General features: G+C 72.1%; 29 protein-coding genes. 14 read left to right on the top strand and 15 right to left on the bottom strand.

The window, feature by feature from the left end:
• Positions 1 to 71: 71 nt before the first annotated feature.
• Positions 72 to 2150, bottom strand: coding sequence for an APC family permease (locus AC5L30_RS16295; RefSeq protein WP_494868168.1), 2079 nt, complete (start codon positions 2148 to 2150; stop codon positions 72 to 74).
• 163 nt (positions 2151 to 2313) lie between these two features.
• Between AC5L30_RS16295 and AC5L30_RS16290 the strand changes: the two genes are divergently transcribed.
• Complete coding sequence (locus AC5L30_RS16290) at positions 2314 to 2979, top strand: potassium channel family protein (protein WP_494868167.1); 666 nt, start codon at positions 2314 to 2316, stop codon at positions 2977 to 2979.
• Between the two features lie 3 nt (positions 2980 to 2982).
• On the top strand, positions 2983 to 3672 hold the full coding sequence (locus tag AC5L30_RS16285; RefSeq protein ID WP_494868166.1) for a potassium channel family protein: 690 nt from the start codon (positions 2983 to 2985) through the stop codon (positions 3670 to 3672).
• Positions 3673 to 3716: 44 nt separating this feature from the next.
• Here the strand turns inward: AC5L30_RS16285 and AC5L30_RS16280 are convergent, their stop codons facing one another.
• The 4 genes from AC5L30_RS16280 to dut form a co-directional block, all read right to left on the bottom strand.
• The gene (locus AC5L30_RS16280) at positions 3717 to 4400 is read right to left on the bottom strand and encodes a DUF3159 domain-containing protein (RefSeq protein ID WP_494868165.1); all 684 of its coding nucleotides are present in this window, start codon (positions 4398 to 4400) and stop codon (positions 3717 to 3719) included.
• A gap of 25 nt (positions 4401 to 4425) precedes the next feature.
• Complete coding sequence (locus AC5L30_RS16275) at positions 4426 to 4806, bottom strand: OB-fold nucleic acid binding domain-containing protein (RefSeq protein WP_494868164.1); 381 nt, start codon at positions 4804 to 4806, stop codon at positions 4426 to 4428.
• A gap of 114 nt (positions 4807 to 4920) precedes the next feature.
• Complete coding sequence (locus AC5L30_RS16270) at positions 4921 to 5583, bottom strand: DUF3710 domain-containing protein (RefSeq protein ID WP_494868162.1); 663 nt, start codon at positions 5581 to 5583, stop codon at positions 4921 to 4923.
• A gap of 25 nt (positions 5584 to 5608) precedes the next feature.
• Positions 5609 to 6142, bottom strand: coding sequence for a dUTP diphosphatase (gene dut, locus AC5L30_RS16265; RefSeq protein WP_494868160.1), 534 nt, complete (start codon positions 6140 to 6142; stop codon positions 5609 to 5611).
• 90 nt (positions 6143 to 6232) lie between these two features.
• On the opposite strand from dut, the gene AC5L30_RS16260 reads away from it, so the two are divergent.
• Entirely contained in the window at positions 6233 to 6760 is a 528-nt protein-coding gene (locus AC5L30_RS16260) for a DUF3093 domain-containing protein (protein WP_494868158.1), read from the top strand.
• 38 nt (positions 6761 to 6798) lie between these two features.
• Here AC5L30_RS16260 and AC5L30_RS16255 read toward each other — a convergent pair whose 3' ends face one another.
• Positions 6799 to 7650, bottom strand: a complete 852-nt coding sequence (locus AC5L30_RS16255) for a hypothetical protein (protein WP_494868157.1) — start codon at positions 7648 to 7650, stop codon at positions 6799 to 6801.
• A gap of 116 nt (positions 7651 to 7766) precedes the next feature.
• Complete coding sequence (locus tag AC5L30_RS16250) at positions 7767 to 8063, bottom strand: DUF4193 domain-containing protein (RefSeq protein WP_007075406.1); 297 nt, start codon at positions 8061 to 8063, stop codon at positions 7767 to 7769.
• Positions 8064 to 8496: 433 nt separating this feature from the next.
• Here AC5L30_RS16250 and AC5L30_RS16245 point away from each other — a divergent pair, with 433 nt between their 5' ends.
• Complete coding sequence (locus AC5L30_RS16245; protein ID WP_494868285.1) at positions 8497 to 9012, top strand: LytR C-terminal domain-containing protein; 516 nt, start codon at positions 8497 to 8499, stop codon at positions 9010 to 9012.
• Positions 9013 to 9101: 89 nt separating this feature from the next.
• Here AC5L30_RS16245 and AC5L30_RS16240 read toward each other — a convergent pair whose 3' ends face one another.
• Entirely contained in the window at positions 9102 to 9920 is an 819-nt protein-coding gene (locus AC5L30_RS16240; protein ID WP_494868155.1) for an inositol monophosphatase family protein, read from the bottom strand.
• 665 nt (positions 9921 to 10585) lie between these two features.
• Here AC5L30_RS16240 and AC5L30_RS16235 point away from each other — a divergent pair.
• Complete coding sequence (locus tag AC5L30_RS16235; RefSeq protein ID WP_494868153.1) at positions 10586 to 12196, top strand: RNA polymerase sigma factor; 1611 nt, start codon at positions 10586 to 10588, stop codon at positions 12194 to 12196.
• 245 nt (positions 12197 to 12441) lie between these two features.
• Positions 12442 to 12675, top strand: a complete 234-nt coding sequence (locus AC5L30_RS16230) for a DUF7455 domain-containing protein (RefSeq protein ID WP_030337431.1) — start codon at positions 12442 to 12444, stop codon at positions 12673 to 12675.
• A 428-nt stretch (positions 12676 to 13103) separates the two neighbouring features.
• On the opposite strand, the gene AC5L30_RS16225 is transcribed toward AC5L30_RS16230, so the two are convergent.
• From AC5L30_RS16225 to AC5L30_RS16215, 3 genes are all read right to left on the bottom strand, one after another.
• A complete protein-coding gene (locus AC5L30_RS16225; RefSeq protein ID WP_494868152.1) occupies positions 13104 to 14837 on the bottom strand; it encodes a DEAD/DEAH box helicase in 1734 nt (577 codons plus the stop codon).
• 190 nt (positions 14838 to 15027) lie between these two features.
• Positions 15028 to 15690, bottom strand: coding sequence for a trimeric intracellular cation channel family protein (locus tag AC5L30_RS16220; RefSeq protein WP_494868151.1), 663 nt, complete (start codon positions 15688 to 15690; stop codon positions 15028 to 15030).
• Between the two features lie 40 nt (positions 15691 to 15730).
• Positions 15731 to 15949: a DUF3039 domain-containing protein gene (locus AC5L30_RS16215; RefSeq protein ID WP_007456912.1), complete on the bottom strand. Its 219-nt coding sequence runs from the start codon at positions 15947 to 15949 to the stop codon at positions 15731 to 15733.
• A gap of 88 nt (positions 15950 to 16037) precedes the next feature.
• Here AC5L30_RS16215 and AC5L30_RS16210 point away from each other — a divergent pair, with 88 nt between their 5' ends.
• Entirely contained in the window at positions 16038 to 16973 is a 936-nt protein-coding gene (locus tag AC5L30_RS16210) for a pseudouridine-5'-phosphate glycosidase (RefSeq protein WP_494868150.1), read from the top strand.
• Positions 16970 to 17869, top strand: coding sequence for a carbohydrate kinase family protein (locus AC5L30_RS16205; RefSeq protein ID WP_494868149.1), 900 nt, complete (start codon positions 16970 to 16972; stop codon positions 17867 to 17869). Before AC5L30_RS16210 ends, AC5L30_RS16205 begins: the two co-directional genes overlap by 4 nt.
• Positions 17870 to 17933: 64 nt before the next feature.
• On the opposite strand, the gene AC5L30_RS16200 is transcribed toward AC5L30_RS16205, so the two are convergent.
• Positions 17934 to 18293 (bottom strand): DUF3099 domain-containing protein, encoded by a 360-nt coding sequence (locus tag AC5L30_RS16200; RefSeq protein ID WP_494868148.1) that lies wholly within the window; start codon positions 18291 to 18293, stop codon positions 17934 to 17936.
• A gap of 104 nt (positions 18294 to 18397) precedes the next feature.
• On the opposite strand from AC5L30_RS16200, the gene AC5L30_RS16195 reads away from it, so the two are divergent.
• Both AC5L30_RS16195 and AC5L30_RS16190 read left to right on the top strand, forming a co-directional pair.
• Positions 18398 to 18682 (top strand): hypothetical protein, encoded by a 285-nt coding sequence (locus tag AC5L30_RS16195; protein WP_030489374.1) that lies wholly within the window; start codon positions 18398 to 18400, stop codon positions 18680 to 18682.
• Positions 18683 to 18699: 17 nt separating this feature from the next.
• Entirely contained in the window at positions 18700 to 19011 is a 312-nt protein-coding gene (locus AC5L30_RS16190) for a hypothetical protein (RefSeq protein WP_494868147.1), read from the top strand.
• 27 nt (positions 19012 to 19038) lie between these two features.
• Here the strand turns inward: AC5L30_RS16190 and AC5L30_RS16185 are convergent, their stop codons facing one another.
• The gene (locus AC5L30_RS16185) at positions 19039 to 19629 is read right to left on the bottom strand and encodes an HhH-GPD-type base excision DNA repair protein (RefSeq protein ID WP_494868145.1); all 591 of its coding nucleotides are present in this window, start codon (positions 19627 to 19629) and stop codon (positions 19039 to 19041) included.
• 95 nt (positions 19630 to 19724) lie between these two features.
• On the opposite strand from AC5L30_RS16185, the gene AC5L30_RS16180 reads away from it, so the two are divergent.
• Together AC5L30_RS16180 and dtd are read left to right on the top strand one after the other, a co-directional pair.
• Positions 19725 to 21209 carry a DUF7782 domain-containing protein gene (locus AC5L30_RS16180; protein WP_494868144.1) on the top strand — a complete coding sequence of 495 codons (1485 nt, stop codon included), beginning with the start codon at positions 19725 to 19727 and terminating at the stop codon, positions 21207 to 21209.
• Entirely contained in the window at positions 21209 to 21631 is a 423-nt protein-coding gene (gene dtd / locus AC5L30_RS16175; RefSeq protein WP_494868143.1) for a D-aminoacyl-tRNA deacylase, read from the top strand. The genes AC5L30_RS16180 and dtd overlap by 1 nt, the downstream gene beginning before the upstream one ends.
• Before the next feature lie 116 nt (positions 21632 to 21747).
• Here dtd and AC5L30_RS16170 read toward each other — a convergent pair whose 3' ends face one another.
• A complete protein-coding gene (locus AC5L30_RS16170) occupies positions 21748 to 22536 on the bottom strand; it encodes a sporulation protein (RefSeq protein WP_494868284.1) in 789 nt (262 codons plus the stop codon).
• Positions 22537 to 22768: 232 nt separating this feature from the next.
• On the opposite strand from AC5L30_RS16170, the gene sigB reads away from it, so the two are divergent.
• Both sigB and AC5L30_RS16160 read left to right on the top strand, forming a co-directional pair.
• Complete coding sequence (sigB, locus tag AC5L30_RS16165) at positions 22769 to 23785, top strand: RNA polymerase sigma factor SigB (protein WP_494868142.1); 1017 nt, start codon at positions 22769 to 22771, stop codon at positions 23783 to 23785.
• Positions 23786 to 23894: 109 nt separating this feature from the next.
• A complete protein-coding gene (locus tag AC5L30_RS16160) occupies positions 23895 to 24302 on the top strand; it encodes a VOC family protein (protein ID WP_494868283.1) in 408 nt (135 codons plus the stop codon).
• Positions 24303 to 24312: 10 nt separating this feature from the next.
• On the opposite strand, the gene AC5L30_RS16155 is transcribed toward AC5L30_RS16160, so the two are convergent.
• The gene (locus AC5L30_RS16155; RefSeq protein WP_494868141.1) at positions 24313 to 26868 is read right to left on the bottom strand and encodes a bifunctional acetate--CoA ligase family protein/GNAT family N-acetyltransferase; all 2556 of its coding nucleotides are present in this window, start codon (positions 26866 to 26868) and stop codon (positions 24313 to 24315) included.
• Between the last annotated feature and the right edge of the window lie 25 nt (positions 26869 to 26893).

The raw sequence follows: 26893 nt of genomic DNA, 5'->3' as shown, positions 1-26893 counted from the left end.
GCCCCGCTCGAAAGCCGACGACGAGGCCGACGACGTCCGGGGTGTCGCGGTCCGCTGACCGCCGTGCTCAGTCACGAGTGTTTCCCATCGTTGTGCTGCCCCGGCTCATCCTCGCCGGACGGCGCGGGGGCCACCGGCGGGGCAGCGACCAGCGGCGGCAGCGCGCTCCGGGGCCCCCGCGCCGGGGTCCGGGACAGCGTGGCGTCCAGCCGGTCCAGGTTCTTGCTCGCTGTCGACGCGAGCTGCCACGGCACGCTGACCACCATCACCCCCGGTTCGAAGAGCAGCCGGCCCTTGAGGCGCAGGGCGCTCTGGTTGTGCAGCAGGTTCTCCCACCAACGGCCGACCACGTACTCCGGGATGAACACGGTGACCACGTCCCGGGGCGACTTGCGGCGGGTGGAGGCGACGAAGTCCAGGATCGGGCGGGTGATCTCCCGATACGGCGAGTCGATCACCGTGAGCGGGATGGCCATCTCCCGTCGCTCCCAGTCGGCCTGCAGGTCCCGGGTGTCCTTCTCGTCCACGTTGACGGTCACCGCGGTGAGCGTGTCCGGCCGGGTGGCGCGGGCGTAGGCGATGGCCCGCAGCGTCGGCTGGTGCACCTTGCTGACCAGCACGATCGCGTGGTTGCGGGCGGGCAGCACGGCTCGGCCCTCGTCCGGCGGGGTCAGCTCGACGGCGATCCGGTCGTAGTGCCCGCGGATGGCCAGCATCAGCACGTAGATCACCGCCATCGCGGCGATCGCGATCCAGGCGCCGAGCAGGAACTTGGTGATCAGGACGATCACCAGCACAGTGCCGGTCAGGCCCATGCCGAACGTGTTGATCGCCCGGGAGCGGACCATCCGGCGGCGTGCCTCCGGGTCCCGCTCGGTGCGCAGGTACCGGTTCCAGTGCCGGATCATGCCGGCCTGGGAGACCGTGAACGAGACGAAGACCCCGACGATGTAGAGCTGGATCAGCTTCGTCACCTCGGCCTGGAAGCCGACGATCAGCACGATGGCGAAGAGGGCGAGGAAGGTGATGCCGTTGGAGAAGGCCAGCCGGTCGCCCCGGGTGTGGAACTGGCGGGGCAGGTAGCGGTCCTGGGCCAGGATCGAGCCGAGCACCGGGAAACCGTTGAACGCGGTGTTCGCGGCCAGGAAGAGGATCAGGGCGGTCACCCCGGCCAGCACGTAGAGCAGGATCGAACCGGAACCGAAAACCGTCTCCCCGAGCTGGGTGGTGACCGTCTTCTGCACGTACCCCTCGGGGCCGGAGACGATCTGGAGGTTCGGATCCTCGACGAACTGGAGGTGGGTGAGCCGGGCCAGCCAGATGATCCCGACCAGCATGCTGACCGAGATGGTGCCGAGCAGCAGCAGGGTGGTGGCGGCGTTGCGGCTCTTCGGCGCCTTGAACGCCGGCACCCCGTTGGAGATCGCCTCCACGCCGGTGAGCGCGGCGGCGCCCGAGCTGAACGTCCGCAGCAACAGGAAGACGAGCGCGAAACCGGTCACGCTGTGCTCGGCCTGGATCACCAGGTCGGCGCTCGGCGCGCGCAGCTCGTCACCCATGACGAAGACCCGGAACAGCCCGGTGAGCAGCATCCCGAGCATCACGATCACGAAGCCGTAGGTGGGGATGGCGAACGCCGTGCCCGACTCACGCAGCCCGCGCAGGTTGACAGCGGTGAGCAGGACCACCGCGCTCACCGCGATCAGGACCTTGTGGGTGGCCACGAACGGCACCACGGAGCCCAGGTTGGCCACCCCGGAGGAGACCGACACCGCCACCGTGAGCACGTAGTCGACCAGCAACGCGCTGGCCACCCCGACGCCGAACTTCGGCCCCAGGTTGACCGTGGCCACCTCGTAGTCGCCGCCACCGGACGGGTAGGCGTGCACGTTCTGCCGGTAGCTCGCCACCACGGTGAGCATGACCACGACCACGGCCAGCGCGATCCACGGCGAGAAGAAGTACGCGGACGCACCGGCGATGGAGAGGGTCAGCAGGATCTCGTCGGGCGCGTACGCGACGCTGGACAGCGCGTCGGAGGCGAACACGGGCAGCGCGATGCGCTTCGGCAGGAGGGTGTGCTGGAGCCGGTCGGACCGGAACGGTCGACCGAGAAGAAGCCGCTTCAGCAGCGAGGTGGGACTGGCCACGAACGCCAAGAGTACGACCACCACGGCGGGAGCGCGGGGGTGGGCGATCACCGCTGCTCGCGACGGCGGGGTACGGTCGGTCCCCGCTCGCGACCGGGACGTGGCAGGCTCGCACTCGAAGGCCACCGGCAGCGGGAGTGGTACGCACCTTGGGAGGGACAGCGTGCACGTCGTGATCATGGGGTGTGGTCGGGTCGGGTCGACCCTCGCCCACAGCCTGGAGTCCCGAGGGCACTCGGTGGCGGTGATCGACCAGGACGCCGACGCCTTCCGCCGGCTCGGCCCCGACTTCGCCGGGATCACCGTGACCGGGGCCGGTTTCGACGGCGAGGTGCTCCGGCAGGCCGGCATCGAGCGCGCGGACGCCTTCGCGGCGGTGTCGAGCGGCGACAACTCCAACATCATCTCCGCCCGGCTGGCCCGCGAGACGTTCGGCGTGTCCCGGGTCGCTGCCCGCATCTACGACCAGCGCCGGGCGCAGGTCTACGAGCGGCTGGGCATCCCCACCGTGGCGACCGTGCGGTGGACGGCGGACCGGATGCTGCGACACCTGGTGCCGGAGGGCAACGTGGAGATCTTCCGCGACCCCACGAGCACCGTGTCGATCGTCGAGGTGCCCGTACACAAGGACTGGATCGGCCGACCGGTGCGGACGCTGGAGGAAACGACCGGGGCGCGGGTGGCCTACCTGATCCGCTTCGGCATCGGCACGCTGCCCACCGGTTCCACCGTCATGCAGGAGGGCGACCAGGTGTTCATGCTGGTCAGCGATGACATCGTGGCGACGGTCACGTCGGTGGCGGCGACGCCGCCGGAAGGAGGGCACTGAGCCATGCGGGTCGCCATCGCGGGCGCGGGCAACGTGGGCCGCTCGATCGCCCAGGAGTTGATCGACAACGGGCACCAGGTGATGCTGATCGAGCGCCAACCCAAGATGCTGCGCCCGGACCGGGTGCCGGCCGCCGAGTGGGTGCTGGCCGACGCGTGCGAGCTGACCAGCCTGGAGGAGGCCGACGTCGCCGGGTGCGACGTGGTGGTCGCGGCGACCGGCGACGACAAGACCAACCTGGTGCTGTCGCTGTTGGCCAAGACCGAGTTCGCGGTGCCCCGGGTGGTCGCCCGGGTCAACCGGGCCGAGAACGAGTGGCTGTTCACCGAGCAGTGGGGCGTCGACGTCGCGGTGAGCAAGCCGCGGGTGATGGCCGCGCTCGTCGAGGAGGCGGTCACCGTCGGCGACCTGGTCCGGCTGATGACCTTCCGGCAGGGCGAGGCGAACCTGGTCGAGATCACCCTGCCGCCGACCGCCCCCTACGTCGGTCAACCGATCCACGCCGTGCCGTTGCCCCGCGACTCCGCCCTGGTGGCGATCCTGCGTGGCAAGCGGGTCCTGGTGCCCAGCCCGGACGACCCGATCGAGGCCGGCGACGAGCTGATCTTCGTCTGCACCGCCGAGGTGGAGGACCAGGTCCGCGCGGTGATCCTCGGGCCGGACAGCGTCGAACGGACCCGCGGCTCACGCTGACCCGACGGGCACGCTGTTGAGCGCTCCGGCTCGCTCGGCCTCGCTCAGGCGTTGGGCAGCGCGGCCGGCGGCGACTCCCGGGTGACCCGGCGCACCGTCCAAACCGTGATCAGCAACAGCAGCGCGTACGGCGGGTAGCCCAGTGCCAGCCGGGCCACACCCAGCGCGGTGTCCTGGTGGGCCAGGTAGAGCCCGGCCTGCACGCCCACCTTGGCCAGCCAGACCACACCCCAGAGCACGGTCAGCTGGGTGAAGGTGCGCACCAGCTTCGGGTCGTCCCGCCACTCCGAACGGCCCTTGGCCACCAACACCGACCAGATCCAGCCCACCAGCGGCTGCCGGATCGCGGCCGAGATCAGCAGGGCGACGCCGTACCCGATGCCGTAGAGGATGCCGGGGAGGTAGAAGTCACGCTCGTCGCCGGTGCGCCACGCGATGGCCGCGCCGACGCCGACGCCGAAGAGCCCGTTGACGGCGTGCCGGATCGGCCGGCGCTGGGCCAGCCGCAGCCCGGCGATCAGCACGGCGACCGCGATCGACGCGATCACCGCCGGCCGTAGCTCGCCGATGATGTTGGCGACGACGAAGACCACGACCGGGATGCTCGACTCGACCAGCCCGCGCCAGCCGCCGAGCTGGTCGGCCATCTGCTCGGCGATCGTCGGCAGCGGCTCCTCGCCCTGAGGGTCGGTCTCCGGCTGTGCCGCCCGGTCCTGTCCCGTCGTCATCGCCGGCCTTCCGTCCGCAGTGCCGTCACTTGGGCGAATCCAGCTCGTAGTAGGGGTTATAGATGACCTTGCGGTCGTCCCGCACCGCCACCCGACCTCGGGCGGTCAGGTGCCGGCCCGGCTCGATCCCGGCGATGTGCCGTCGACCCAGCCAGACGAGGGTGACCACGTCGCTGCCGTCGTACAGGTCGGCCTCGAGGGTGGGCAGGTTGGTGCGCGGCGTGTAGACCACCGTGCGCAGCCGACCGGCGACCGAGACCAGCTGACCCCGGATGCACTGCTGGGCGGGGACCCCGCCGCACTCGGCGCTCTCCCGCCGCAGCTCCTGCGCGTCGATCTCGGCCTCGCTGGCGGTGAACCTCTGCAGGATGCGCCGCAGCGACACCCGGCCCTCGTCGGTCGTCATGACCTCCGCGTCACCCTCTCCACGCTCGCCGTCCCCGGCCGGCCCCGGCGACGCCGGAACCGTGCCGCCAGCGTACGCCGACGGGGCCGGTTCCGGCGGGCCGGTACGCGCGGGTCAGACCTGACGCGGCGCGGCGGCGGCGTCGCCCGCCTCGGCCTCGGCCTGGTCGGCGACCTCCCGGGGCAGCCGCAGCGGCAGCGGCTCACGGACCGGCTTCGCCTCCTGCCCACGGTCGACCACCAGGCCGTCCAGGCACTGCACGAGCGGCCCGGCCATGGCCGGGTCGGTGGCCACCGGGCCCTGGAACACGCCGCGGACCATCCAGCGCGGCCCGTCGATTCCGACGAACCGCAGGTTCGTCGGGCCATCCGGGGTACGCACCTGGGCGTGCAGCTCCGGGCCGTACTCGCCGGCGACCTCCTGCGCGCTCGCGCCGTCGCGGAGCAGCGACTGCCGGATCTCCTCGCGCACCTCGTCCCAGATCCCCTCGGACCGGGGGGCGGCGAAGACGCCCAACTGGAGCGCGTTGTCGCCGTGCACCAGCACCACCTGCTGGATCACGCCCTGCGGGTCGGCCTGCACCCGTACCTCGACGTCGGCGATCGCCGGGATGTGCAGGCTGCCCAGGTCGAGTCGCTGCACGTCGTCGTAGCTCTCGGAGATGTCGTACGGCCCGCGCTCCAGCGTCGGCGCCGCATCGCCCTGGTCCGGGACCTGGGTGGCCCGCTCGTCACGGGTCTGCCGCTCGGCATCGGCCCGCTTTCGGGAGAAGATCACTGCGCCTGCCCTCCGCTGTTCACACTCACCCTGCCACCTCTTCCGTCTGCCCGCGGCCCGGCTCGCTCGGCCGTTCGACCCGGTCCTGGCCCGTCGGCGACGGCACCAGCCCGGCGTGCCCACCGGTGGACCCGTGCCCACCGGTCCCGCGCCGGGACGCGGGCAGCTCGACCACCGGCTCGAACCGCGCCCGTGCGACCTGCTGGACCACGAGCTGCGCGATCCGGTCGCCGCGGGAGATCTTCGCCGGCACATCCCGATCATGATTGATCAGGTTGACCAGGATCTCACCCCGGTAGCCGGCGTCGACCGTACCGGGCGCGTTGAGCACCGTCACGCCGAGCCTGGCCGCCAGCCCGGAGCGGGGGTGGACCAGGCCCACGTACCCCTCCGGCAGCGCGATGGCCACGCCGGTGGGCACCAGGGCACGGCCTCCGGGCGGCAGCTCCACGTCCGCGGCCGCCACCAGGTCGGCCCCGGCATCGCCGGGATGGGCGTACGTGGGCAGCGGCAGCTCGGGGTCGAGCAGCTGTACGGGCACGGGTACGACGTCGGTCACGGGTCCCCTCTTCCGTCCGGTTCGCGGGGTGACCCTGCCATCCTGCCGGTTCGCCGAGCCGCCGTGCGCCGTACCCTCGCAGGAGTGAGCATGTCGCCCTCCCCGTCCGCTGATCAGCCGTCGGTCGCCGCCCGCTCGGCGTACACCGAGCGGTTGAATCTGCCCTGGTGGCTGTGGCTGGCCGGGCTGGTGGCCGCCGCGTTGCTGGCCGTCGAGATCTGGATGGGCGCCCCCGGCGTCCGCGCCTGGCTGCCGTTCGCCGTGCTGGTGCCGCTCACCGCGGCCGGGCTGTGGTGGCTGGGCCGCATCCGGGTCGGGGTGGCCGACGCCGAGCTGCGGGTGGACGACGCCCGCCTGCCGGTACGTTTCGTGGCCGACGTGGTGCCGCTGGACGTGGCCGGCCGACGTGAGGTGCTCGGCGTCGGCGCCGACCCGCTCGCCTTCGTGGTGCAGCGACCGTGGATCGGCGGTGCCGTGCAGGTGATCCTCGACGATCCCGCGGACCCGACCCCGTTCTGGGTGGTGAGCACCCGCCACCCGGTCGAGCTGGCCGAGGCGGTGCTGACCGCGCGGGACGCCCTGGCGGCTTCCCAGCCGACGGCGGGTGAGCCGGGCTGATCCGACGGCGCCGGCTCACCCAGGTGCCGGTCGCCCGCTCAGGTGCCGGTCGGTGGGCCCGGGAGGGCCGTCGGTGGCGCGGGCCGGGCGATGCCCCGCCGACGCAGGTCGACCTGGAGTTGGTCACCCATCTGCCGGGTGGCCCGGCGGTTGAGGAAGCTGGCCACCGCCGCGCCGGTCAGGAACGGCCCGAGCGTGGTGAGGTTGCGACCGAACCGCCGCAGCAGCATGTCCCGCAACTCCTTGCGAGCGGCGGTGCCGAGCACCGCTCCCACTCCCACGCCGGGGACCATCGGGTTGACGCCGCGTTGAGTGGCCCAGGAGTGCACCAGGGCGACCGCCCGTTGGCTGCCGCCGACCGGTAGCGCCACCCCGTGGACCTCGTGCAGCTCGCCGACCAGTTTCAGCTCCACCGCCACCACGGCCACGGTCTCGGCGGCGAGCAGCACCGGCGCGGAGAGCAGGGTCGGTGCCACCGTCCACTCGACGGCGGCGACGCCCCCACCGGCCGCGCCGATCGCGGCGGTGGTCCTCGACGCGTTGCGGATGAGCCTGTCGGCCAGGGCGGCGTCGTCCAGGCCGGGGAAGTGCAGGCGCAGCGTGGCCAGGTCCCGCACCGGCACGTGCGGGGCGATCTCGGCAACGGTGTCGACCATCCACCGCACGGCGGCACGGGGCTTGAACAGGTCGGAGATGCCGCGCGCACGGGCCTGCCCGACCATCCGGGTCAGCAGTTGGCGGCGTCGGGCCGGCTCGATGTCGTCCGCGGTCAACGCCGCAACGGTGGCACCGAGATCGTCCGTGCCACGGGTGGCACCAAGATCGTCCGTGCCACGGGTGGCACCGAGGCCGTCCGTGCCGCCATCGGTGGTGCCGCCTCGATCGCTCATCGGACCTCCCGGTGCTGTGGCTACCCGCTACGAGTCAAGCAGGTACCCACCGCTGCCGCATGCCTACACCGGCAGCGGCGGCCCCGTTCAGGAGGCCGCCGCCGGTGTCGTGGTTGTCAGACGCACTCGCGGCAGATCAACTCGCCGTTACGCTCGACCGCCAGCTGGCTACGGTGGTGGACTAGGAAGCAGCGGGCGCACCGGAACTCGTCCTGCTGCATCGGAAGCACCTTGACCGTGAGCTCCTCGTCGGCCAGATCGGCACCGGGCAGCTCAAAGCTCTCGGCCACCTCGGCCTCGTCGACGTCCACCGCGCCCGACTGTGAGTCGACGCGCCGTGCCTTGAGCTCTTCCAGGCTGTCCTCGCCGAGGTCGACCTCGTCGCGACGCGGGGCGTCGTAGTCGGTGGCCATCGGTTTCACTCTCCCATATCGATGTTGTCGCTTCCGGTTGTAACGCCGGACGACGCTGTTTCGGTTCCGCTGGCCGGCCACCACTTGTGTCGGGCACCCGACCCGAGGACCGAACGGGTCGAGCTCGCCGGGGCGACTCCCCTGCGAGCGCGGAACCTTACCCCCCCTTGGGCGAGGCATGTATACCGCCCTTGCGGCTGAGATGTACGCCCCCGCACGCGAAGTTGTTCCCAATGTGATTCAGGCGACACGAAGATAGGGGTAGTAGTACCCGGTTCGCGGTCGCCGCGCCGGCATGTCGGGCTGTTTCCACGCGACGGCCGGACAACCGTTAACCTCAGCGGCGTATTCGACGGCCGGCGGCCTGAGCGATCGTTCCAGGCCGTCACCACCCACCTGAGGTCCGGGGAGTGCCCTGATGAGTTTTGCGCGCGTGCGAGCACTCGTCGTCGTCGGCCTGCTGGCGATCATCGCCCTGGTCTTCGTCGTCGTGGCCGTGGTCCGCGACAGCCAGGGCAACGTGGGCACCGCGGCGGGTTGCCCCGAGGGCTGGCCGCTGGCGGATCTGACCCTGCGCGAGCGCAAGGACGTCAAGATCAACGTGTTCAACGCCACGGATCAGCCCGGTCTCGCCCAGACCGTCGCCGACGAGTTCAGCAATCGGCAGTTCCAGGTCAAGAAGACCGGGAACGAGAAGAAGGTCAACAGCGTCGCGGTGCTGCGGTACGGCCCGAAGGGCGTCGGCTCCGCGCACCTGCTCCAGGCGTACTTCCTCAACAACGCCGTGCCGGGCTACGACCCGAAGCGCACCGACGACACCGTGGACGTGGTGCTGGGCAACCGCTTCCAGCAACTCGCCACCACGACCGAGGTGAACCAGTCCCTCGGCGACTCGGGTCCGCCGGAGGCGCCCAAGGGCTCCTGCCCGTCCCCACCCGCCAAGAAGTGACGGCGTAACCGGCCGCCGCAACGCCAACTCGGCGATGCGGCACCGCCCTGGTCCACCGGGCAGGTCCCTGCCCGGTCAGGGTCCGCCGGTCAGGGTCCGCCGGCGGCGTCCAGCGCGGCCAACCGATCGTGCAGCGGCGCGAAGAGCGCGGGCGGGGCCGCGATGACCAGGTCCGGCCCCGGCGGCCGACCGGCCAGGCCGGCGACCCGAACCCCCGCCTCGGCGGCCACCAGCCCGCCCGCCGCCAGGTCCCAGGCCGCAAGACCCTTCTCGAAGTACGCGTCGAGCCGCCCCTCGGCGACCAGGCAGAGGTCCAGCGCGGCGGCGCCGAGCCGGCGGATGTCCCGTACGTGGGCGATCAGCCCGGCGACCACCTGCGCCTGGTGCGCCCGGCGGGCAGCGTCGTAGCCGAAGCCGGTGCCGACCAGCGCCTGCCCCAGGTCGAGCTCGCCCGAGCAGCGCAGCCGGACACCGTCGCGCCAGGCCCCGCCGCCGGCCGTGGCGGTCCACTGCTCGCCGGTGCTCACGTTGCGCACCACGCCGGCAACCACCACCCCGTCCACCTCGGCGGCCAGCGAGACCGCGGAGTGCGGCAGCCCGTACAGGTAGTTCACCGTGCCGTCGATCGGGTCGACGATCCAGCGCACCCCGCTGCGCGCCGCGCCGGAAGCCCCCTCGCCGTACTCCTCGCCCAGCACCGAGTCGTCCGGGCGCAGCGCGGCCAGCGCGTCGAGGATCTGCCGCTCGACCGCCCGGTCGGCGGCGGTGACCACGTCGGTGACCGTGCTCTTGGTGGCGGCGACGACGACCCCCTCGACGCGCATCCGGTACGCGGTGTCCGCCGCGTCCCGAGCCACCTCCACCGCGACGGCCAGCAGCTCCGACGGTGTCGTAGCCGAGTTGGTCATGATTCGCCTCTTTCCGCACTCCGGGTGCATGTGGGTGGGTGAACTACCGACCCGGCTTCCGAAGATCATCGTTCCCGACGCCGCGCGACGGCACCAGACCAGGATCTTTGCCGCGTGCGTCCGCCGCGAGGTGGATGCACCCGTCACCACCCGCAGCTTGAGCGGCCGGCCTTCGCCAACATGCCCCTTTAAGTCCGGTAATGTCGTTTAAGTGCATATCGCCCCGTCCATGCTCGGCTCGCAACCGTTGCCCAACCGCGACCTGATGAAGACGCCATCGGTCGGACCGCCAGCGACCTCGGTGATCCACCCGCGCGCCCTCGCAACCGCCACGGTGACCGGGTATTGGCTGCTCAAACGGCAGTTCGGACACGATCTACCCGTTGCCGGGCTCGACGATGGGAAGCTTGCGCCGGCCGCGCGGCTATCATTACCGCGAAGCCCACATCTCCGCCGCACTGACGGTCCCCACCGGCGGTACGCGGTGCGGAGCAGGATGATCGCCGCAGACGGCGTTACAATTCACCCCTGCCCACGCGGCACGGACCGCCGACCACCGGCCGGACCGTGACACGAGGGTCCCTCAACCACATCGCCCGGCACGGTAACCCTCGCTGCGCTGGACGAACCCGCCGTGCCCGCTCTTCGCCTCCGGAAGGTCATTCGTGACAGAACCCCGCCAGCCCGGCGCCGACGTTCGCTCGCTCACCGACACCCTGATCGCCCACGCGCAGAGCGCCGGTGGTCAGCTCACGTCGGCTCAGCTCGCGCGCACCGTCGAGTCCGCCGAGGTGACTCCGGCCCAGGCCAAGAAGATCCTGCGGGCGCTCTCCGAGGCGGGCGTGACCGTCGTGGTGGACGGCTCGGCGAGCACCCGCCGCCGCGTCGCCGCGGCCCGCTCGACCACGCCAGCGTCCCGGGCCACCACCGCCAAGACCACCAAGAAGGCCGCCGCGCCGGCCCCGAAGCAGGCGCCCGCCGGCGACGACGCCCCGTCGACGCCGGCCCCGCGCAAGGTGGCCGCCCGCAAGGCGACCGGCACCGCCGCCGAGGCCGCCGCGGCGACGCCCGCGAAGGCGACCCGGTCGACCCGAGCCACCAAGGCGACGGTGGCCGCGGCTGCCGGCGCCAAGCCGACCAAGGCTGGCGGCAAGGCCAAGGGCGAGGGCGCCGAGGGCGAGATCGACCCGGAGGAGCTGGCCGCCGCGATCGAGGACGTGGTGGTCGAGGAGCCGGCCGAGCTGGCCCAGGCCGCCGAGACCGACGCCGCCGCCTCGGCGACCGACAACGACTTCGAGTGGGACGACGAGGAGTCCGAGGCTCTCAAGCAGGCGCGTCGTGACGCCGAGCTGACCGCTTCCGCCGACTCCGTCCGCGCGTACCTGAAGCAGATCGGTAAGGTTCCGCTGCTCAACGCCGAGCAGGAGGTGGAGCTGGCCAAGCGGATCGAGGCCGGGCTCTACGCCGCCGAGCGACTGCGGGCTGCCGACGAGGGCGAGGAGAAGCTCGTCCGGGAGATGGTCCGCGACCTGGGCTGGATCTCCCGCGACGGTGAGCGGGCCAAGAACCACCTTCTGGAGGCGAATCTCCGTCTGGTGGTGTCGCTGGCCAAGCGTTACACGGGCCGTGGCATGGCCTTCCTCGACCTGATCCAGGAGGGCAACCTCGGTCTGATCCGGGCCGTGGAGAAGTTCGACTACACCAAGGGCTACAAGTTCTCCACGTACGCCACCTGGTGGATCCGACAGGCCATCACCCGCGCCATGGCCGACCAGGCGCGCACCATCCGCATCCCGGTGCACATGGTCGAGGTCATCAACAAGCTCGGCCGCATACAGCGTGAGCTGCTCCAGGATCTGGGCCGCGAGCCCACTCCGGAGGAGCTGGCCAAGGAGATGGACATCACACCCGAGAAGGTGCTGGAGATCCAGCAGTACGCTCGGGAGCCCATCTCACTGGACCAGACCATCGGCGACGAGGGCGACAGCCAGCTCGGTGACTTCATCGAAGACTCCGAGGCCGTCGTCGCGGTCGACGCGGTGTCGTTCTCGCTCCTGCAGGACCAGCTCCAGCAGGTGCTGCAGACGCTCTCCGAGCGTGAGGCGGGTGTGGTACGCCTGCGTTTCGGCCTGACCGACGGCCAACCTCGGACGCTCGACGAGATCGGCCAGGTCTACGGGGTGACCCGGGAGCGGATCCGGCAGATCGAGTCCAAGACGATGTCCAAGCTCCGTCACCCGTCCCGGTCGCAGGTCCTCCGGGATTACCTGGACTGAGCGGGTTTCGTCAACCGAACGTGTCGTTTTGACCACCTGGTGTGCAACACCAGATGGTGATCGTCCGGATGCACGAATGTGATCGTTGACGTGGCACCCTGGGTGCACGGCACACTGTCCCTTCCAGGTGTGACCTCGGTCCCCCGCGGGCACACAGGGAAGGCAGTGCCTAGTAAGGGTGTTGCACGATAGGTGAGCAACGACCGAAGAGATTGTTCATCGGTGACGACCAGAGGAGGAAGGCGATGACCCCGACCCTCACGCCGCCGCCCGAGACGGTGGCGCCCCCAGCCGCCGATGAACGGTGCGACCGCTGCAATGCTGCCGGGAAGCTCCGGATCACTCTGGCGGGTGGGAGCGAGCTGGTGTTCTGCGGGCACCACGCGAACAAGTACGCGGAGGATCTCGTGAAGATCACCGAGCGGTTCGCAACGGAGCCCGATTTCAGCTGGCGTGGCGCCGATCTAATGGCGAACTAAATCCGCAAACCGACATAGCCGGCCGGAGGCACCCAAGGGGTGCCTCCGGCCGACTTTTTGTCCCGAACGCCCCGCGCCCCGCGCCCCGCGCCCCGCGCCCCGCGCCCCGCGCCCCGCGCCCCGCGCCAAGATCGTGCTCGAACCAGGATGTAGTGGCCTCACGGGCGCGCCGATGCCACGACATCCCGGATATTGCACGACCTTGAGGTCGGGACGCCCCACGGAGGGCGCCGCACGGCCGTTCCGGGCAGGCAATCCTCGGCCCGACCCCAGGCCAACCTGATCCACTCGGTTTCACGGAAGTCGTGCCTTCCGCCCTGTTCGAACACCGCGTTCTCAAGAAAACCGAGTGGATCACGCCGCGAGCACGGCCACAGAGCACGCCGCAAGCCGGCCCGCGGATGGGTAGGCCCGCCGGCGGGGCGGGGCTAGAGGGTCGCCACGGTGGCGATGCGTTCCTCGAGCTGTTCGATGGTGGCCTGGGCGCTCGGCGGGCCGCCGCAGAGCCGGCGCAGTTCGGCATGGATCTTGCCGTGTGGCTGGCCGGTGCGGTGGTGTCGGGCGGCCACCAGAGCGTTCAGTTGGCGCCGGAGCGCCACGCGACGCTGGGCGGCGCTCATGGGTGCCGGTGGCGCTGCTGTGGGCGCAGCGGCCGGCTGAGCGGCCCCGTCGGCCGTACGACGGCGTTGGGCGGCGAGCTGTGCGGCCTGCCGCTTGTTCAGCAGCAGCGAAACCTGGTCGGCGGTGAGCAGACCGGGCAGGCCGAGGTACTCCTCTTCCTCGGGGGTGCCGGCCTGGGCCGCGGTGCCGAACGACGCGCCGTCGAAGATCACCTGGTCCAGTTCGGCGGTGGCCGAGAGCGCCGCGAACCGCTTCTCCAGCTCCCCGCTGGCCTGGTCGTCGCGCTGCGCCCGTTCCAGCAGGTCGTCGTCGAAACCGTCGGCTTCCTTGGGTTTGCCGAGTACGTGGTCGCGCTCGGTCTCCATCTCGCTGGCCAGCCCGAGCAGGTGCGGCACGCTGGGCAGGAAGACGGACGCGGTCTCCCCGGGCCGGCGGGCCCGCACGAACCGGCCGATCGCCTGGGCGAAGTAGAGCGGCGTGCTGGCGCTGGTGGCGTAGACCCCGACCGCCAGGCGCGGGATGTCGACCCCCTCGGACACCATCCGCACCGCGACCAGCCACCGCTGCTCGGACGCCGCGAACGTCGCGATCCGGGCGGACGCGCCCTGGTCGTCGGAGAGCACCACGGCGGCCTTCTCGCCGGTCACCTGCTCGATCAGCTTGGCGTACGAGCGGGCGGTCTGCTGGTCGGTGGCGATGATGAGACCACCGGCGTCGGGCATCCCCGCCTTGCGCAGCACGGTGAGCCGGGCGTCGGCGGCCCGCAGCACCTGTGGCATCCAGTCGCCGGCCGGGTCGAGGGCGGTACGCCACGCCTGCGCCACCAGATCCTGGGTCATCGGCTCGCCCAGCCGGGCGGCCAGTTCCTCCCCCGCGTTGGTCCGCCAGCGGGTCTCCCCGGAGTACGCCAGGAAGAGCACCGGCCGGACGACCCCGTCGCGCAGGGCGTCGGAGTAGCCGTACACCGAGTCGGCGCGGGAGCGCAGCAGCCCGTCCCCGCCCCGCTCGTAGCTGACGAACGGGATCGGGTTGTCGTCGGAGCGGAACGGGGTCCCGGTGAGCATCAGCCGGCGTACGGCGGGCTCGAAGGCGTTCTTCACCCCGTCGCCCCAGGACCGGGAGTCGCCGGCGTGGTGGATCTCGTCGAGGATGACCAGGGTGCGTCGGGTCATGGTGCGCCGCCGGTGCACCTGTGGGGCCATCCCCACCTGCGCGTAGGTGACCACCGCGCCGTGGAAGTCGGCCGCGGAGTGCAGGTCGGCGTTGCGGAACGCGGCGTCGAGTTGGATGCCCACCCGGGCCGCCGCGTCGGACCACTGGTTCTTCAGGTGCTCGGTCGGCGCGACCACGGTGACCGCCTCCACGGTGCCGTCACCGAGCAGCTCGGCCGCGATCCGCAGGGCGAAGGTGGTCTTGCCCGCGCCGGGCGTGGCGACCGCGGTGAAGTCCTCGGTACGGCGACGCAGGTATTCGACCAGGGCCTTGCGCTGCCAGGCGCGTAGCGCCGGGAACGTCTCGAGCACCGGCGTCCGGGCTGCCACGCGAAGCTCCTCTCCGACCGCACGATGGCGGACCCCGGGCGAGGGCCACGAGGATCCGCCGCCCATGAAAACGCCTCCGCGCAGAAGCTGCCGCGAAGGCCGACTCAGCATAACCAGCTCCGGCCGCCGGGCCCAGGCGACGCCACGCTGGTCACAATCCCGCGCCCAACCGAACGGCGGCGCGACCGCGTCACCACTCCCGGTCGGTGCGTGGATCCGCCCCACCGGCACGCGGTGGGCGCAGCGTGGCCACCGGCGCGGACCAGCGTCGACGCAGCGCGATCAGGCGCAGCCCGAAGACCAGGACGGCGGCGGCGGTGAGCGGCGCGGGCCCGGTCTGCCCGGTGACGTACAGCAGCACCACCAGGACCGAACCGGCCAGCGCGGCCAGCGCGTAGATCTCCCGGCGCAGTACGACCGGGATCTCGGCGGTGAGCAGGTCTCGGCCGAGCCCGCCGCCGATCGCGGTGAGCATGCCGATCAGGCAGGCCCCGACCGCCGGCACCCGGGCGTCGAGCGCCTTGAGCGTGCCGGTGACGGTGAACAGCCCCAGGCCGGCCGCGTCCAGCACCAGGACTGTCGTGCGGAGTCGGGCCAGTTGCGGGTGCAGCCAGAAGACGGCGAGCGCGGTGATCGCGGCGGTGGCCGCGTACCGCCAGTCGGCGAAGGCCAGCGGCGGCACCTCGTCGATGACCAGGTCGCGGAAGATCCCACCGCCGAGGGCGGCCACGAAGCCGACGAACGCGACGCCGAACAGGTCCAGTCGCTTGGCCACCGCCGCCGAGGCCCCGGACGCGGCGAACACCGCCACCCCGGCCAGGTCGGCGAGGAGCAGGGCGGTGGAGGTGGTCACCGCCGCAGGCTACGTCGCCGGCCGGAGCACCGGCCGAGGTTCACTCACGGTACGAGTCGTAGATCTCCTTGCACTTGGGGCAGACCGGCGAACCCGGCTTGGCCGCCTTGGTGACCGGGAAGGTCTCGCCGCAGAGAGCGACGACGAAAGTGCCCATGACGGCGCTCTCGGCGATCTTCTCCTTGCGGACGTAGTGGAACATCTCGGGACCGGTATCGGCGTCCTTCAGCTCCGGACGCTCGAGAACCTCTGTGCTCACGTCTGCACCTCCAACCGACAAGTTTGGCAGGTCATCACGGCCGGGTCCACTTGAGGCCGGCCGAGTGCCCACCCCGTACGGTGCCCGTGTGACTGACTTTCACCTCAGCTACGGCACCGAGGTCGCCGAAGCCCTGCGCGACGGCCGGCCCGTCGTCGCCCTGGAGAGCACCATCGTCTCGCACGGTCTGCCCCGACCGGAGAACCTGCGGGTGGCCAGGGAGATCGAGCGGACGGTTCGGGACGCCGGGGCCGTTCCGGCGACGATCGGCATGATCGCCGGCGAGCTGGTGGTCGGCCTGGACGACGCCCAGCTGACCCGGCTGGCCACGGTCGACGGCGTGACCAAGCTCTCCGTGCGCGACCTCGCGGTGGCCGCCGCGACCGGCGCGGACGGCGCGACCACCGTGGCCGCGACGAGCGCGGTGGCCGCCGCCGCCGGCATCGGCGTGTTCGCCACCGGCGGGCTGGGTGGGGTGCACCGGGAGGCCGCGCAGACCTTCGACGAGTCGGCGGACCTGGTCACCCTGGCGCAGACCCCGATCGCGGTGGTCTGCGCCGGGGTCAAGTCGATCCTCGACGTGGGCGCGACGCTGGAGCGCCTGGAAACCCTGGGTGTCGCGGTGGTCGGTTACCGCACCCGGCGGTTCCCCGGCTTCTACCTCACCGATGCCGGCTTCGACCTGGACTGGTCGGTGGACTCCCCGGAGCAGGTCGCCGCCGTGCTCGCCGCCCGGGACGAGCACGCCGTGCACACCGGCGGGCTGCTCATCGCCAACCCGCTGCCGGTCGACGAACAGCTCGACCCGGAGCTGCACGACCGGACGCTCACCCAGGGCCTGGCCCTGTTGGAGCGGGACGGGATCACCGGAAAGGCCGTCACCCCATACCTGCTCGCGCACTTCCACTCGGCCACCGAGGGCGCGAGCCTGGCGGTGAACGTGCGGATCATCCTGCGCAACGCCGAGCTGGCCGCGCGGATCGCGGTCGCCTCGGCGGCCCGCATCACCGCCGTTCCGGCATGACCCGACCGGCCCGGATGGTCGTCGTCGGGGACGTGATCACCGATGTGGTCGCCGTGCTGTCCGGGCCGCTCGCGGCCGGCTCGGACACCGGGGCCGAGATCAGTCTCGGCGGCGGCGGTCAGGCGGCCAACACCGCCGCCTGGGTCGCCGCGCAGCGGGTGGACGTCACGCTCGTCGGCGCCGTCGGGAACGACAACGCCGGGCGGGACCGGGTGGCCGAGCTGGAACGGGCGGGCATCGACTGCGCGATCGAGCGGGTCGAGGGCGCACCGACCGGCACGGTCATCGTGTTGGCCGCCGACGACGAGCGCACCATGGTCAGCCAGCGTGGCGCGAACCTGCGGCTGAGCGCCGCGCACGTCGAGCAGGCCCTCGCGGCGGCGCCCGGCGCGGGGCATCTGCACCTGTCCGCGTACACCCTGTTGGACGCCGAGTCGCGCGGCGCGGGGCTGCGGGCGTTGGCCGCCGCCCGCGAGCGCGGGCTCACCACCAGCGTCGACGCGGCCTCCGCGGCGCCGCTGCGGCGGGTCGGCGCGGCGGCGTTCCTGAGTTGGGTACGCGACATCGACCTGCTTCTGGTCAACGCGGACGAGGCCACGGTGCTGGCCGGCGGGCTGGACCCGGCGGCGCAGGGGCGGGTGCTGTCGGCGACGGCTCGGCGGGTCGTGGTCAAGGGCGGCGCGGCCGGCGCGGTCTGGGTCGACCGCACCACGCCGGTCTGCGTGGCTCCGGCCCGACGGGTCGCGGTGGTGGACGTCACGGGCGCGGGCGACGCCTTCGCGGCCGGCCTGCTCACCGCGTGGCTCGCCGGCGCCACCCCGGCCGCGGCGCTGAGCCGCGCCACCGACCTGGGCGCGCTGGCCGTCTCCACGGCCGGCGCACGGCCACAGCCGTAGCGGCCGGGGTTCGGCCACCGGGCACCGCGCGGCCGTGACGGTCGAACCCTGGCCCGTTCGCGGGTCAGGGTTCGACGTCGATGACCTTGTGCGAGCGCTCCTCGGCGGTGAGGCTCATCGGCGGGGTGTCGTCCTGTTGGCGGGGGTGGAACCGGTTGGCCAGCCGGTGCTCTTCCTTCGGCGGCCGGTCGTTGGCCAGCAGCACGGCCAGCCAGGGGATGAGCACCATGCCGAGGCCGCACAGCGGCAGCCAGAGCCAGAGCAGTGGGGCGTTCGCACCGACCAGGATCGCGCCGACGATGATGCACAGCACCCGGATGCCCATCATCAGGACATATCGGCGCTGGCGACTGTTGAGCTGATCGTCCTGGCTGCGCGAGGCGTCGGTGATCAGAATCGGCTGGTACGCCTGACGCTTCACCATGGACCTCCTCAAGGGGGTTACGCCTCATCCTGTCACCGCAGGCCCGTGATCAGCGAAATTCGACTCATCCCGTCGCGTGTTACACACGTGGTACGCTCCGCGATGTGGGCAGCAGGTTCAGCTTCACCGACGAGGCGTTGGCCAACCTGAGGGTCTACGACGTCACACCCGGGGAAGTCTGGGAGGCGCTGCACAGCGCCCGACGGGTCATCCGGCATCTGGGTGACGACGTGATGGTGGTCTACGCCGCCGCCCGTCGGGGCCGTCGGCTGGCGGTGCTGCTCGCCGAGGCCGATGGCACCGACAACGACTGGGACATCCTCTCCGCCCGCGAGCTGAGCGACGTCGAGTCCAAGCGCTACGACGAGGCCGTGCGGAGATCTCGGTAGATGAGGAGGCCGTGACGATGCACCGTAACGACGCGACCAAGCAGTTCCACGGCGGCGGCGACCAGATCGCCGAGCTGATCGACGAGAGCCCGGCGGCGGAGCTGCCCACCCCGGACAGCGACGTGCCGATGGTGAGCCGCTCGGTGCGGCTGCCGCTGGACACCTACGAGCGGGTCCGCGCCGCCGCCGACGCCCGGGGCATCGGGGTCACCACGCTGATGCGCCAGTGGATCGAGGCCGGCCTGGCCGACCTGGACGACTCGGCGACCGTCTCGCTGGCCGACGTCCGGCGCGCGCTGGCCTCGCTGGCGCACCCCACCGCCGCCTGAGCGGCAACCCTCGTCAGGTCGGTCGGGTCAACCGCCGCTGGTCTTCGCCTTGGCTGCCGCCTTCATCTGCTGTTTGAACTCCCGCACTCGACGCAGCGAATCGGCGTCGGTGACGTCGGCCACCGACCGGTACGCGCCCGGGTCGCCGTAGTCTCCGGCCGCCTTCCGCCAGTCCTGCGGGGTCACCCCGAACCGCTTGCCGAGCAGGGCCACGAAGATCTGGGCCTTCTGCTTGCCGAAGCCGGGCAGCGCGGAGACTCGGCGCAGCAGCTCCGGCCCGTCCGCGACCTCGGCCCAGAGCAGCGCCGCGTCACCGTCGTAGCGCTCCACCAGCACCTGGCAGACCTCCTGCACCCGGGCCGCCATCGCCTTCGGAAACCGGTGCAGCGCGGGCGGCTGGGCGAAGAGCGCGACCAGGGCCTCCGGGTCGTACCCGGCCAGCTCCGCCGCGTCCAGCTCATGGCCCAGCCGCTGCTCCAGCACGTACGGCGACGAGAACGCCTTCTCCATCGGCACCTGCTGGTCGAGGACCATGCCGAGGAGCAGAGCCAGCGGGCTGCGTTCCAACAGCCGATTGGCCTCCGGGTCGATGGGCAGCACAAGCGTCATGCGGACCATCCTGCCTGGCACACCGATCCGGGCGGACACCGACGCCCCGACACCAACCGGCGGGTGACGCTGACCCGGGACGCGACGGCAGGCAGGATGTCGGGGTGGACGAACACGACATGCTGCTCTCCCCTGCCGGCGTCGACGCGCTGCGGACAGCGCTGACCCGGACCGGTTTCACCAGCCACGGCATCGCCGAGCGGCTGGGCGCCCCGGCGACCGCGGCGGTCGCCCGCAACGACTACCGGGCCGCGCTGCGCGCCACCGAGGACGGCGACCCGCTGGGCACCCTGATCCGGGTGTTCATCTGCGACCAGACCGAGCCGGAGGCAGCGGTGGCCGCCGCGCTGGCGCCACTGAGCCTGGACGAGGCGTTGGCCGGCGGGCTGGTCGAGCGGTACGGCGCCGGCCTGCGCGCCGGCGTCGACCTGGAGCCGTACGGGGACGACTGGTGGGTGCTGGCCGACGTCCCGGCCAGCGCCCGCCCGGGTCGCCCGTTGCACGCCGAGCACGTCCTCGGCATTGGTGGGGCGACCCACACGCTGATCGGCGCGACCATGCGCCGGCCGGTCGACACCGCACTGGATCTGGGCACCGGCTCCGGCGTCCAGGCCCTGCACCTGTCCACCCACGCCCGGTCGGTGACCGCCACCGACCTCTCCGAGCGGGCGCTGCGCTTCGCCGCGACCACCGCCGCCCTCAACGGCCAGGACTGGGAGCTGCTCCGCGGCGACCTGGTCGCCCCGGTCGCCGGTCGGCGGTTCGACCTGGTGGTGAGCAACCCGCCGTTCGTGGTCGGCCCGGGCACCACCACGCACGTCTACCGCGACTCCGGCCGGGTCGGTGACGCGATCGGCGCCGAACTGGCCGCGGCCGCCCCGGGTCTGCTCACCGAGGGCGGCACCATGCAGTACCTGGCGAACTGGGTGCACGTCGCCGGCGAGGAGTGGGACGAGCGGGTGGCCGGCTGGTTCGCGGGTACCGGCCTGGACGCCTGGGTGATCCAGCGCGAGGTGGCCGACCCGATGGCGTACGTCGACCTGTGGCTCACCGACGTCGGCGAGACCGCCGACCCGCAGCGGATGGCCGCCTGGCTGGACTGGTTCGACGCGCACAAGGTGGAGGGGATCGGCTTCGGCATCGTGTCGCTGCGCCGGAGCGGGCACGCCGACCCGGTCGTCCGGGTGGAGGACCTGCGCCAGCGGGTGCAGCCGCCGCTGGGCGACCAGGTCGCCGCCTGGTTCGACCGCCGGGACTTTCTCCGGGTACGCGACACCGAGGCGTTGCTCGCCGAGCGCTACCGGGCCGCCGAGGGCCTCCAGCTGCGACAGGAGGCCACCATGGGCGACGAGGGTTGGGGGGTGGATCGGCAGGTCCTCGCGATGCCGCACGGCCTGCGCTGGACCGAGGAGATCGACCCGCTGGTGCTGGCGCTGGTCGGTGGCGCCGACGGCCGGCTGCCGCTGCGCGACCAGCTCGCCCTGCTCGCCGCCGCGCACGATGTCGAGCCTGACGAGATGGCCGAGGCCGCCGGCCCGATCGTGGCGCACCTGGTGGAGCGCGGCTTCATCGAGCCGGTGAGCGCCTGATGCGTGCGGTGGTGCAGACCGTCGGGCGGGCCAGCGTGACGGTGGACGGCGAGGTGGTCGGTGCCATCGAGAACGGTCTGCTGGTGCTGCTCGGGGTGACCCACACCGACACCGCGCAGACCGCTCAGACGATGGCCCGAAAGGTGCACGAGGTGCGCCTCCTGGACGGTGAACGGTCCGCCGCCGACACCGGCGCGCCGATCCTGGTGGTCAGCCAGTTCACCCTCTACGGCGATGTCCGCAAGGGCCGCCGCCCGAGCTGGACCGCCGCCGCCCCCGCCGAGGTCGCCGAACCACTGGTGACAGCGGTGGTCGACGCCCTGCGCGAACGAGGAGCCAAGGTCGAGACCGGCCGCTTCCGCACCCACATGCTGGTGGAGAGCACCAACATAGGCCCCCAAACCCTCCTCCTGGACCTCTAACCCTCACCCGGTTGATCATGAAGTTATTGTCACGACACGCCGAGGCGGCGGGCAATAACTTCATGATCGACGGACGGGGAGGCGGGTGGTGGGGCCGGGTGGGCCCGGGGGTGGGGTTAGGAGAAGATGCCTCGGCGGGTTAGGGACTGGCGGAGCCAGTTGTCCAGCTCGGCGCTCCAGTCGGTGCGGTCGGCGGTGGCGTGGTCCACGGTGAACCGGCCGAAAGCGTCCCGGCCCTCGGTGAAGACACCGCCGCGCTTGTCGACCTCCAGCACCACCTGCATCTGCTGCGCGTCGGCGATGAAGGTGACCTCCAACTGGTTGATCGAGCGGGCGTACTGCGGCGCCGGGCTGAACTCGATCTCCTGGTAGAACGGCAACGTCTGGCGTACGCCGTAGATGTGGCCACGCTCCACGTCGGCGCGGGCGAACCGGAAGCCCAGCCGCAGCAACGCGTCCAGCAGTCGCTCCTGCGCCGGCAGCGGGTGTACCAACACGGCGTCCAGGTCACCCTTGTCGACCGCGCGGGCGACCTCCAGCTCGGTACGCAGGCCCATCGTCATCCCGTGCAGGTGCTGCCCGTACAGCTCGGTGACCGGCGTCTCCCACGGCACGTCGAAGCGGAACGGGATGTCGTAGCGCTGCCCCGGCTCCAGCCGGAACGCGCCGGTGACCTGCTGGCGGTGGAACTCCTGAGTGGTGTCGTGGTCGTTGTCGCCGCTCTCGACCTCGACCCGGGTGACCAGGCCGAGGGCGACCTGGTCGATGTCGACCTGGTGGTCGCCGCCCATCACCTGGATGCGGCCCTCCAACTGGCCGCCCGGGCGGCAGTTCGGGTCGGCCAGCACCGTCTCCACCGACGGGCCGCCGACGCCCATCGCCTTCATGAGCCGCTTGAAGACCACACCGTCCTCCATCTGTCGTTTCCGGCCGACCAGAGGTGGCCGGCCGTCCGCAACGTAGCCGGGGCGGGCAACCACACACTCCGACGACACACCGCACCAGCGATCCGACGCATTTCCTGTCGGGTGCCCGATCGCCTCACTCCCGTTTTACGCCCCGCCCGCCAAGCTGTTCTCACACCGGCGCCACTGGGCCGGGAACACGGCACCGACGTGGAAACGGGGAGAGACAGAGATGGTCCTGCAGATGACGGAACACCGGACGCGCCCGGCCACCACGACCGACACTGACAATGCCTCCGAGGTCCTCGTCGACCTGGACGCCACCGACGAGCGCGGCATCTCCACCGACCTGGTCCGGGCCTACCTCAACGGAATCGGCCGGACGAAGCTGCTGACCGCCGCGCAGGAGGTCGACCTGGCCCGGCGCATCGAGGCCGGCCTGTTCGCCGACGAGAAGCTGGCCACCTGCACCCCGGTCTCCGCGGAGCTGCGGGCCGACCTGGAGCTGATCGTCGCGGAGGGTCGGGCGGCCAAGGACCACCTGTTGGAGGCGAACCTGCGGCTGGTGGTCAGCATCGCCAAGCGCTACACCGGCCGCGGCATGGCGTTTCTCGACCTGATCCAGGAGGGCAACCTCGGTCTGATCCGGGCCGTGGAGAAGTTCGACTACGCCAAGGGCTACAAGTTCTCCACGTACGCCACCTGGTGGATCCGACAGGCCATCACCCGCGCCATGGCCGACCAGGCGCGCACCATCCGCATCCCGGTGCACATGGTCGAGCAGGTCAACCGGATGGTCCGGGCACGCCGCGAACTGGCGGTGACGCTGGGCCGCGAACCGACGGTGGCCGAGGTCGCCCGCGCGCTGGAGATCCCCGAGATCCAGGTCATCGAGCTGATCTCCTACGACCGGGAGCCGGTGAGTCTGGACCAGGCCGTCGGCGACGACGGTGAGAGCGCCCTCGGCGACTTCGTGGCCTCGGTGGACCCGCGCACCGAGCCGGGCGACGCCGCCGCCCAGGGCGAGCTGCGCAACGAGGTCAGCATCGTGCTCTCCACCCTGTCCCAGCGGGAGCAGGCGGTCATCCGGCTCCGGTTCGGGCTGGACGACGGCCGGCAGCGCACCCTGGACGAGGTGGGCCGGGAGTTCGGCCTGTCCCGGGAGCGGATCCGGCAGATCGAGAAGGTGACGCTGCTGAAGCTGCGCGCCCCGGAGCGGGCCCAGCGCCTGGAGGCGTACGCCTGCTGACGCACCCGGTTCCCACGGAAGGCCCCGGCGGTTCGCCGGGGCCTTCCGTGCTGTCGGAGTGCTTGACTGGGACACCGACCCGCTGACCGACGACGCGAGGAGAACAACGGTGAACTGGACGTTGGAAGTGGTGATCGTGCCGGTCTCCGATGTGGACCGGGCGAAAAAGTTCTACGCCGACCAGCTCGGCTTCACGGTGGACCACGACACGGTGATCAGCGACGAGGCGCGCATCGTCCAGCTGACCCCGCCCGGCTCCGGCTGCTCGATCGTGATCGGTAAGGGCGTCGTCCCGGAGATGCCGCCCGGCTCGCTCAAGGGCCTGCAACTGGTGGTGCCCGACCTGAGGCGAGCCCACCAGGAGTTGGTCGGGCGGGGTGTCGAGGTCAGCGAGATCCAGGTGGTGGGTCAGAACCCCCGGCCGGTGCCCGATCCACTGGACAACGTCGGCTTCGTCTTCTTCGCCGACCCGGACGGCAACACCTGGGGCGTCCAGCAGATCTCCAGCCGGGCCTGACCGGGCACCCTCACAGGCGGCGGGGCCCGGTGTCCGGGCGGGCGACCACGCCGCCCACGCCTACCTGGGCGTGCAGGACCGAGATGCCGTCCGGGCGGGCGAGCACCGGGTTGAGGGTCAGCGATCGCACCCGGGGCTGTTCGTCGGCGAGCTGACCCACCCGCAGCAGCAGATCGGCCAGGGCCGCCCGGTCGACCGGTGCGGCCCCCCGATGCCCGCGCAGCAGCGGCGCCGCCCGGGGCTCGTCGATGAGTTCGGCCGCGTCCCGATCGGTCAGCGGCACCGCCCGCCAGGCCCGGTCGCCGAGCAGCTCGGTGGCGACCCCGCCGAGGCCGAAGCCGACCACCGGCCCGAACGCGGGATCTTCCACCACCTCCACCACGCAGGCCACCCCGGGCGGGACCATCGGCTGGACCAGCGCGTCCGCGCCGAAGGTCACCGCCAGGTCGGCGTACGCGCGACGGAGGGTCGGCTCGTCGGGCAGGTCGAGCCGGACCGCGCCGAGGTCGAGCCGGTGCCGCAGCCCGGGGGCGGCCGCCTTGAGCGCCACCGGGAAGCCCAGCCGCGCCGCCGCCTCGACCGCCGCGTCGGCCGAGTCGACGGGCACCGAGGCCACCACGTCGATGCCGTACGCAGCCAGCAGCGCGCCCGGGTCGGTGGCGTCGGCCCGGAGCGCGGCCTGCGCGGCAGCCCGATCGACGCCGGGCAGCTCCGGTGCCGTCCCGGGCGGGCGGCGGAGCCACTCGGCGTACCGGTGCGCGCGGGCGAGCGCGCGGACCGCCTCCTCCACGCCGCCGTACGCCGGCACCCCCGGCGGCAGCCGACCGACCAGGAACGTCGCCACTGTCGGTTTGCCCAACGCCAGGGCGGCCGGCAGCGCGGCGGTCACGTCGGCGTCCACCTCGGTCAGCTGGCCGGGTAGCGGCGGGGCGAAGACCACCACCAGGGCGTCCACCCGTTCGTCGCCGGCCGTCTCGGCGAGAGCGGCGGCGAACTCGGCGGCACCGGCGCTCGGCCCGACGTCGCGCGGATAACCGTCGGCCACGCTGAGGCCGTGCCCGACGCAGGCGGTCGCGGCGAGCCCGGTGAGGGCCGAGGAGTTGCCGAGCACACCGACCCGGCCGCCGGCCGGCAACGGCTGGTTGGCCAGCAGCACACCCACGTCGAGCAGCTCCGGCACGGTGTCCACCCGAATCACCCCGGACTGGGCGAAGAGCGCGGCCACCGCGACCTCGTCCGGCCCGGCGGCGTCACCGACCCCGGGCGGGCGGGCCGGCGAGGCGAGCGCGACGACCGGTTTGGCCCGCCCGATCCGCCGAGCCAGCCGGGCGAACTTGCGCGGGTTCCCGAAGGTCTCCAGGTAGAGCATGATCACATCGGTGTCGGGGTCGTCCTGCCAGTACTGCAACAGGTCGTTGCCGGAGACGTCGGCCCGGTTGCCGGCCGAGACGAAGCTGGACAGCCCGAGGCCACGCCGGTCCGCCTCGGCGAGCAGCGCCACCCCGAACGCGCCGGACTGACTGAAGATGCCGACCCGGCCGGCCGGCGGCAGCGCCGGGGCGAGGGTGGCGTTGAGGCGTACCGTCGGGTCGGTGTTGGCCACGCCCAGGCAGTTCGGACCGACGACCCGCATCCCGGCGGCGTGCGCCGCGCGGACCAGCGCCCGCTGGGTGGCCGCGCCCTCGCCGCCGGCCTCGGCGAAGCCGGCGGAGATGACCACCAGGCCGTGCACCCCCGCCGCGGCGGCGTCGGCGACCACCGCGGTCGCCGCCTCCGGCGGGACCGCCACCACCGCCAGGTCCACCGGCACTCCGGCGTCCACCGCCGACGGGTACGCGGGCAGGCCCGCCACGGTCGACGCGCTCGGATGCACCGGCACCACCGCACCGGTGAACCCGCCGTCGCGCAGGTGCCCGAGCACCGCCGCGCCGACCCCCTGACCGGTGGCGCTGGCGCCGTAGACGACGATGCCGCGCGGGGCGAGCAGCCGGGCGATCGAGCGGGCCTCGGTGCGGTGCTCCCGGCCGCGCTGCACCTCCAGGCTGGCCTCGGTGGGCGCGATGGGGAAGCTCAGGTGCACCACGCCGTCGGCGTACTCGCGCTGGACCTGGTAACCGAAGTCGGCGAAGACCCGCAGCATCGTCCCGTTGGCCGGCAGCACCTCCGCGACGAAGCTCATGATGTCGTTGCGGCGGGCCGCGTCGGCCAGGTGCTCCATCAGCACCGAGCCGATGCCCCGACCCTGGTAGGCGTCCTCCACCACGAAGGCCACCTCCGCCTCCGGAGCCTGCGGGCCGAGCCGCTCGTACCGGCCGACCGCGACGATCTGGTCGGCGGCCAGCACCACGAACGCCTCCCGGTCGTGGTGGTCCACGGTGACGAAACGGATCAGGTCCCGTTCCGGGATGCGCGGGTACGGCGAGAAGTACCGCAGATAGCGGGTGCGCTCGGAGAACCGGCTGTGCATCGCCACGATGCCCGGCGCGTCGGCCGGGTCGATCGGTCGCAACTGGACCGTGCTGCCATCGCTGAGCAGCACGTCGACCGGCTGGTCCACGGTCGTCACCGGAACGGCCCTCCCCCGGCCCGGC

It is taken from the genome of Micromonospora sp. BQ32 (assembly GCF_059358895.1).
The sequence above is the reverse complement of the archived record's forward strand: the minus strand, read 5'-3'. Positions and strand labels throughout refer to the sequence as shown.

Bases quoted from the DNA above. Each gene is read 5' to 3' on its own strand.
- sigB (WP_494868142.1), top strand. From the start codon at position 22,769: ATGGTCCTGCAGATGACGGAACACCGGACGCGCCCGGCCACCACGACC.
- AC5L30_RS16240 (WP_494868155.1), bottom strand. From the start codon at position 9,920: ATGACCAACTCGGCTACGACACCGTCGGAGCTGCTGGCCGTCGCGGTG.
- AC5L30_RS16250 (WP_007075406.1), bottom strand. From the start codon at position 8,063: ATGGCCACCGACTACGACGCCCCGCGTCGCGACGAGGTCGACCTCGGC.
- AC5L30_RS16200 (WP_494868148.1), bottom strand. From the start codon at position 18,293: ATGGTGAAGCGTCAGGCGTACCAGCCGATTCTGATCACCGACGCCTCG.
- AC5L30_RS16255 (WP_494868157.1), bottom strand. From the start codon at position 7,650: ATGAGCGATCGAGGCGGCACCACCGATGGCGGCACGGACGGCCTCGGT.
- AC5L30_RS16185 (WP_494868145.1), bottom strand. From the start codon at position 19,629: ATGGTCCGCATGACGCTTGTGCTGCCCATCGACCCGGAGGCCAATCGG.
- AC5L30_RS16190 (WP_494868147.1), top strand. From the start codon at position 18,700: ATGCACCGTAACGACGCGACCAAGCAGTTCCACGGCGGCGGCGACCAG.
- AC5L30_RS16280 (WP_494868165.1), bottom strand. From the start codon at position 4,400: ATGACGACGGGACAGGACCGGGCGGCACAGCCGGAGACCGACCCTCAG.
- AC5L30_RS16260 (WP_494868158.1), top strand. From the start codon at position 6,233: ATGTCGCCCTCCCCGTCCGCTGATCAGCCGTCGGTCGCCGCCCGCTCG.
- AC5L30_RS16230 (WP_030337431.1), top strand. From the start codon at position 12,442: ATGACCCCGACCCTCACGCCGCCGCCCGAGACGGTGGCGCCCCCAGCC.
- dtd (WP_494868143.1), top strand. From the start codon at position 21,209: ATGCGTGCGGTGGTGCAGACCGTCGGGCGGGCCAGCGTGACGGTGGAC.
- AC5L30_RS16285 (WP_494868166.1), top strand. From the start codon at position 2,983: ATGCGGGTCGCCATCGCGGGCGCGGGCAACGTGGGCCGCTCGATCGCC.
- AC5L30_RS16205 (WP_494868149.1), top strand. From the start codon at position 16,970: ATGACCCGACCGGCCCGGATGGTCGTCGTCGGGGACGTGATCACCGAT.
- AC5L30_RS16275 (WP_494868164.1), bottom strand. From the start codon at position 4,806: ATGACGACCGACGAGGGCCGGGTGTCGCTGCGGCGCATCCTGCAGAGG.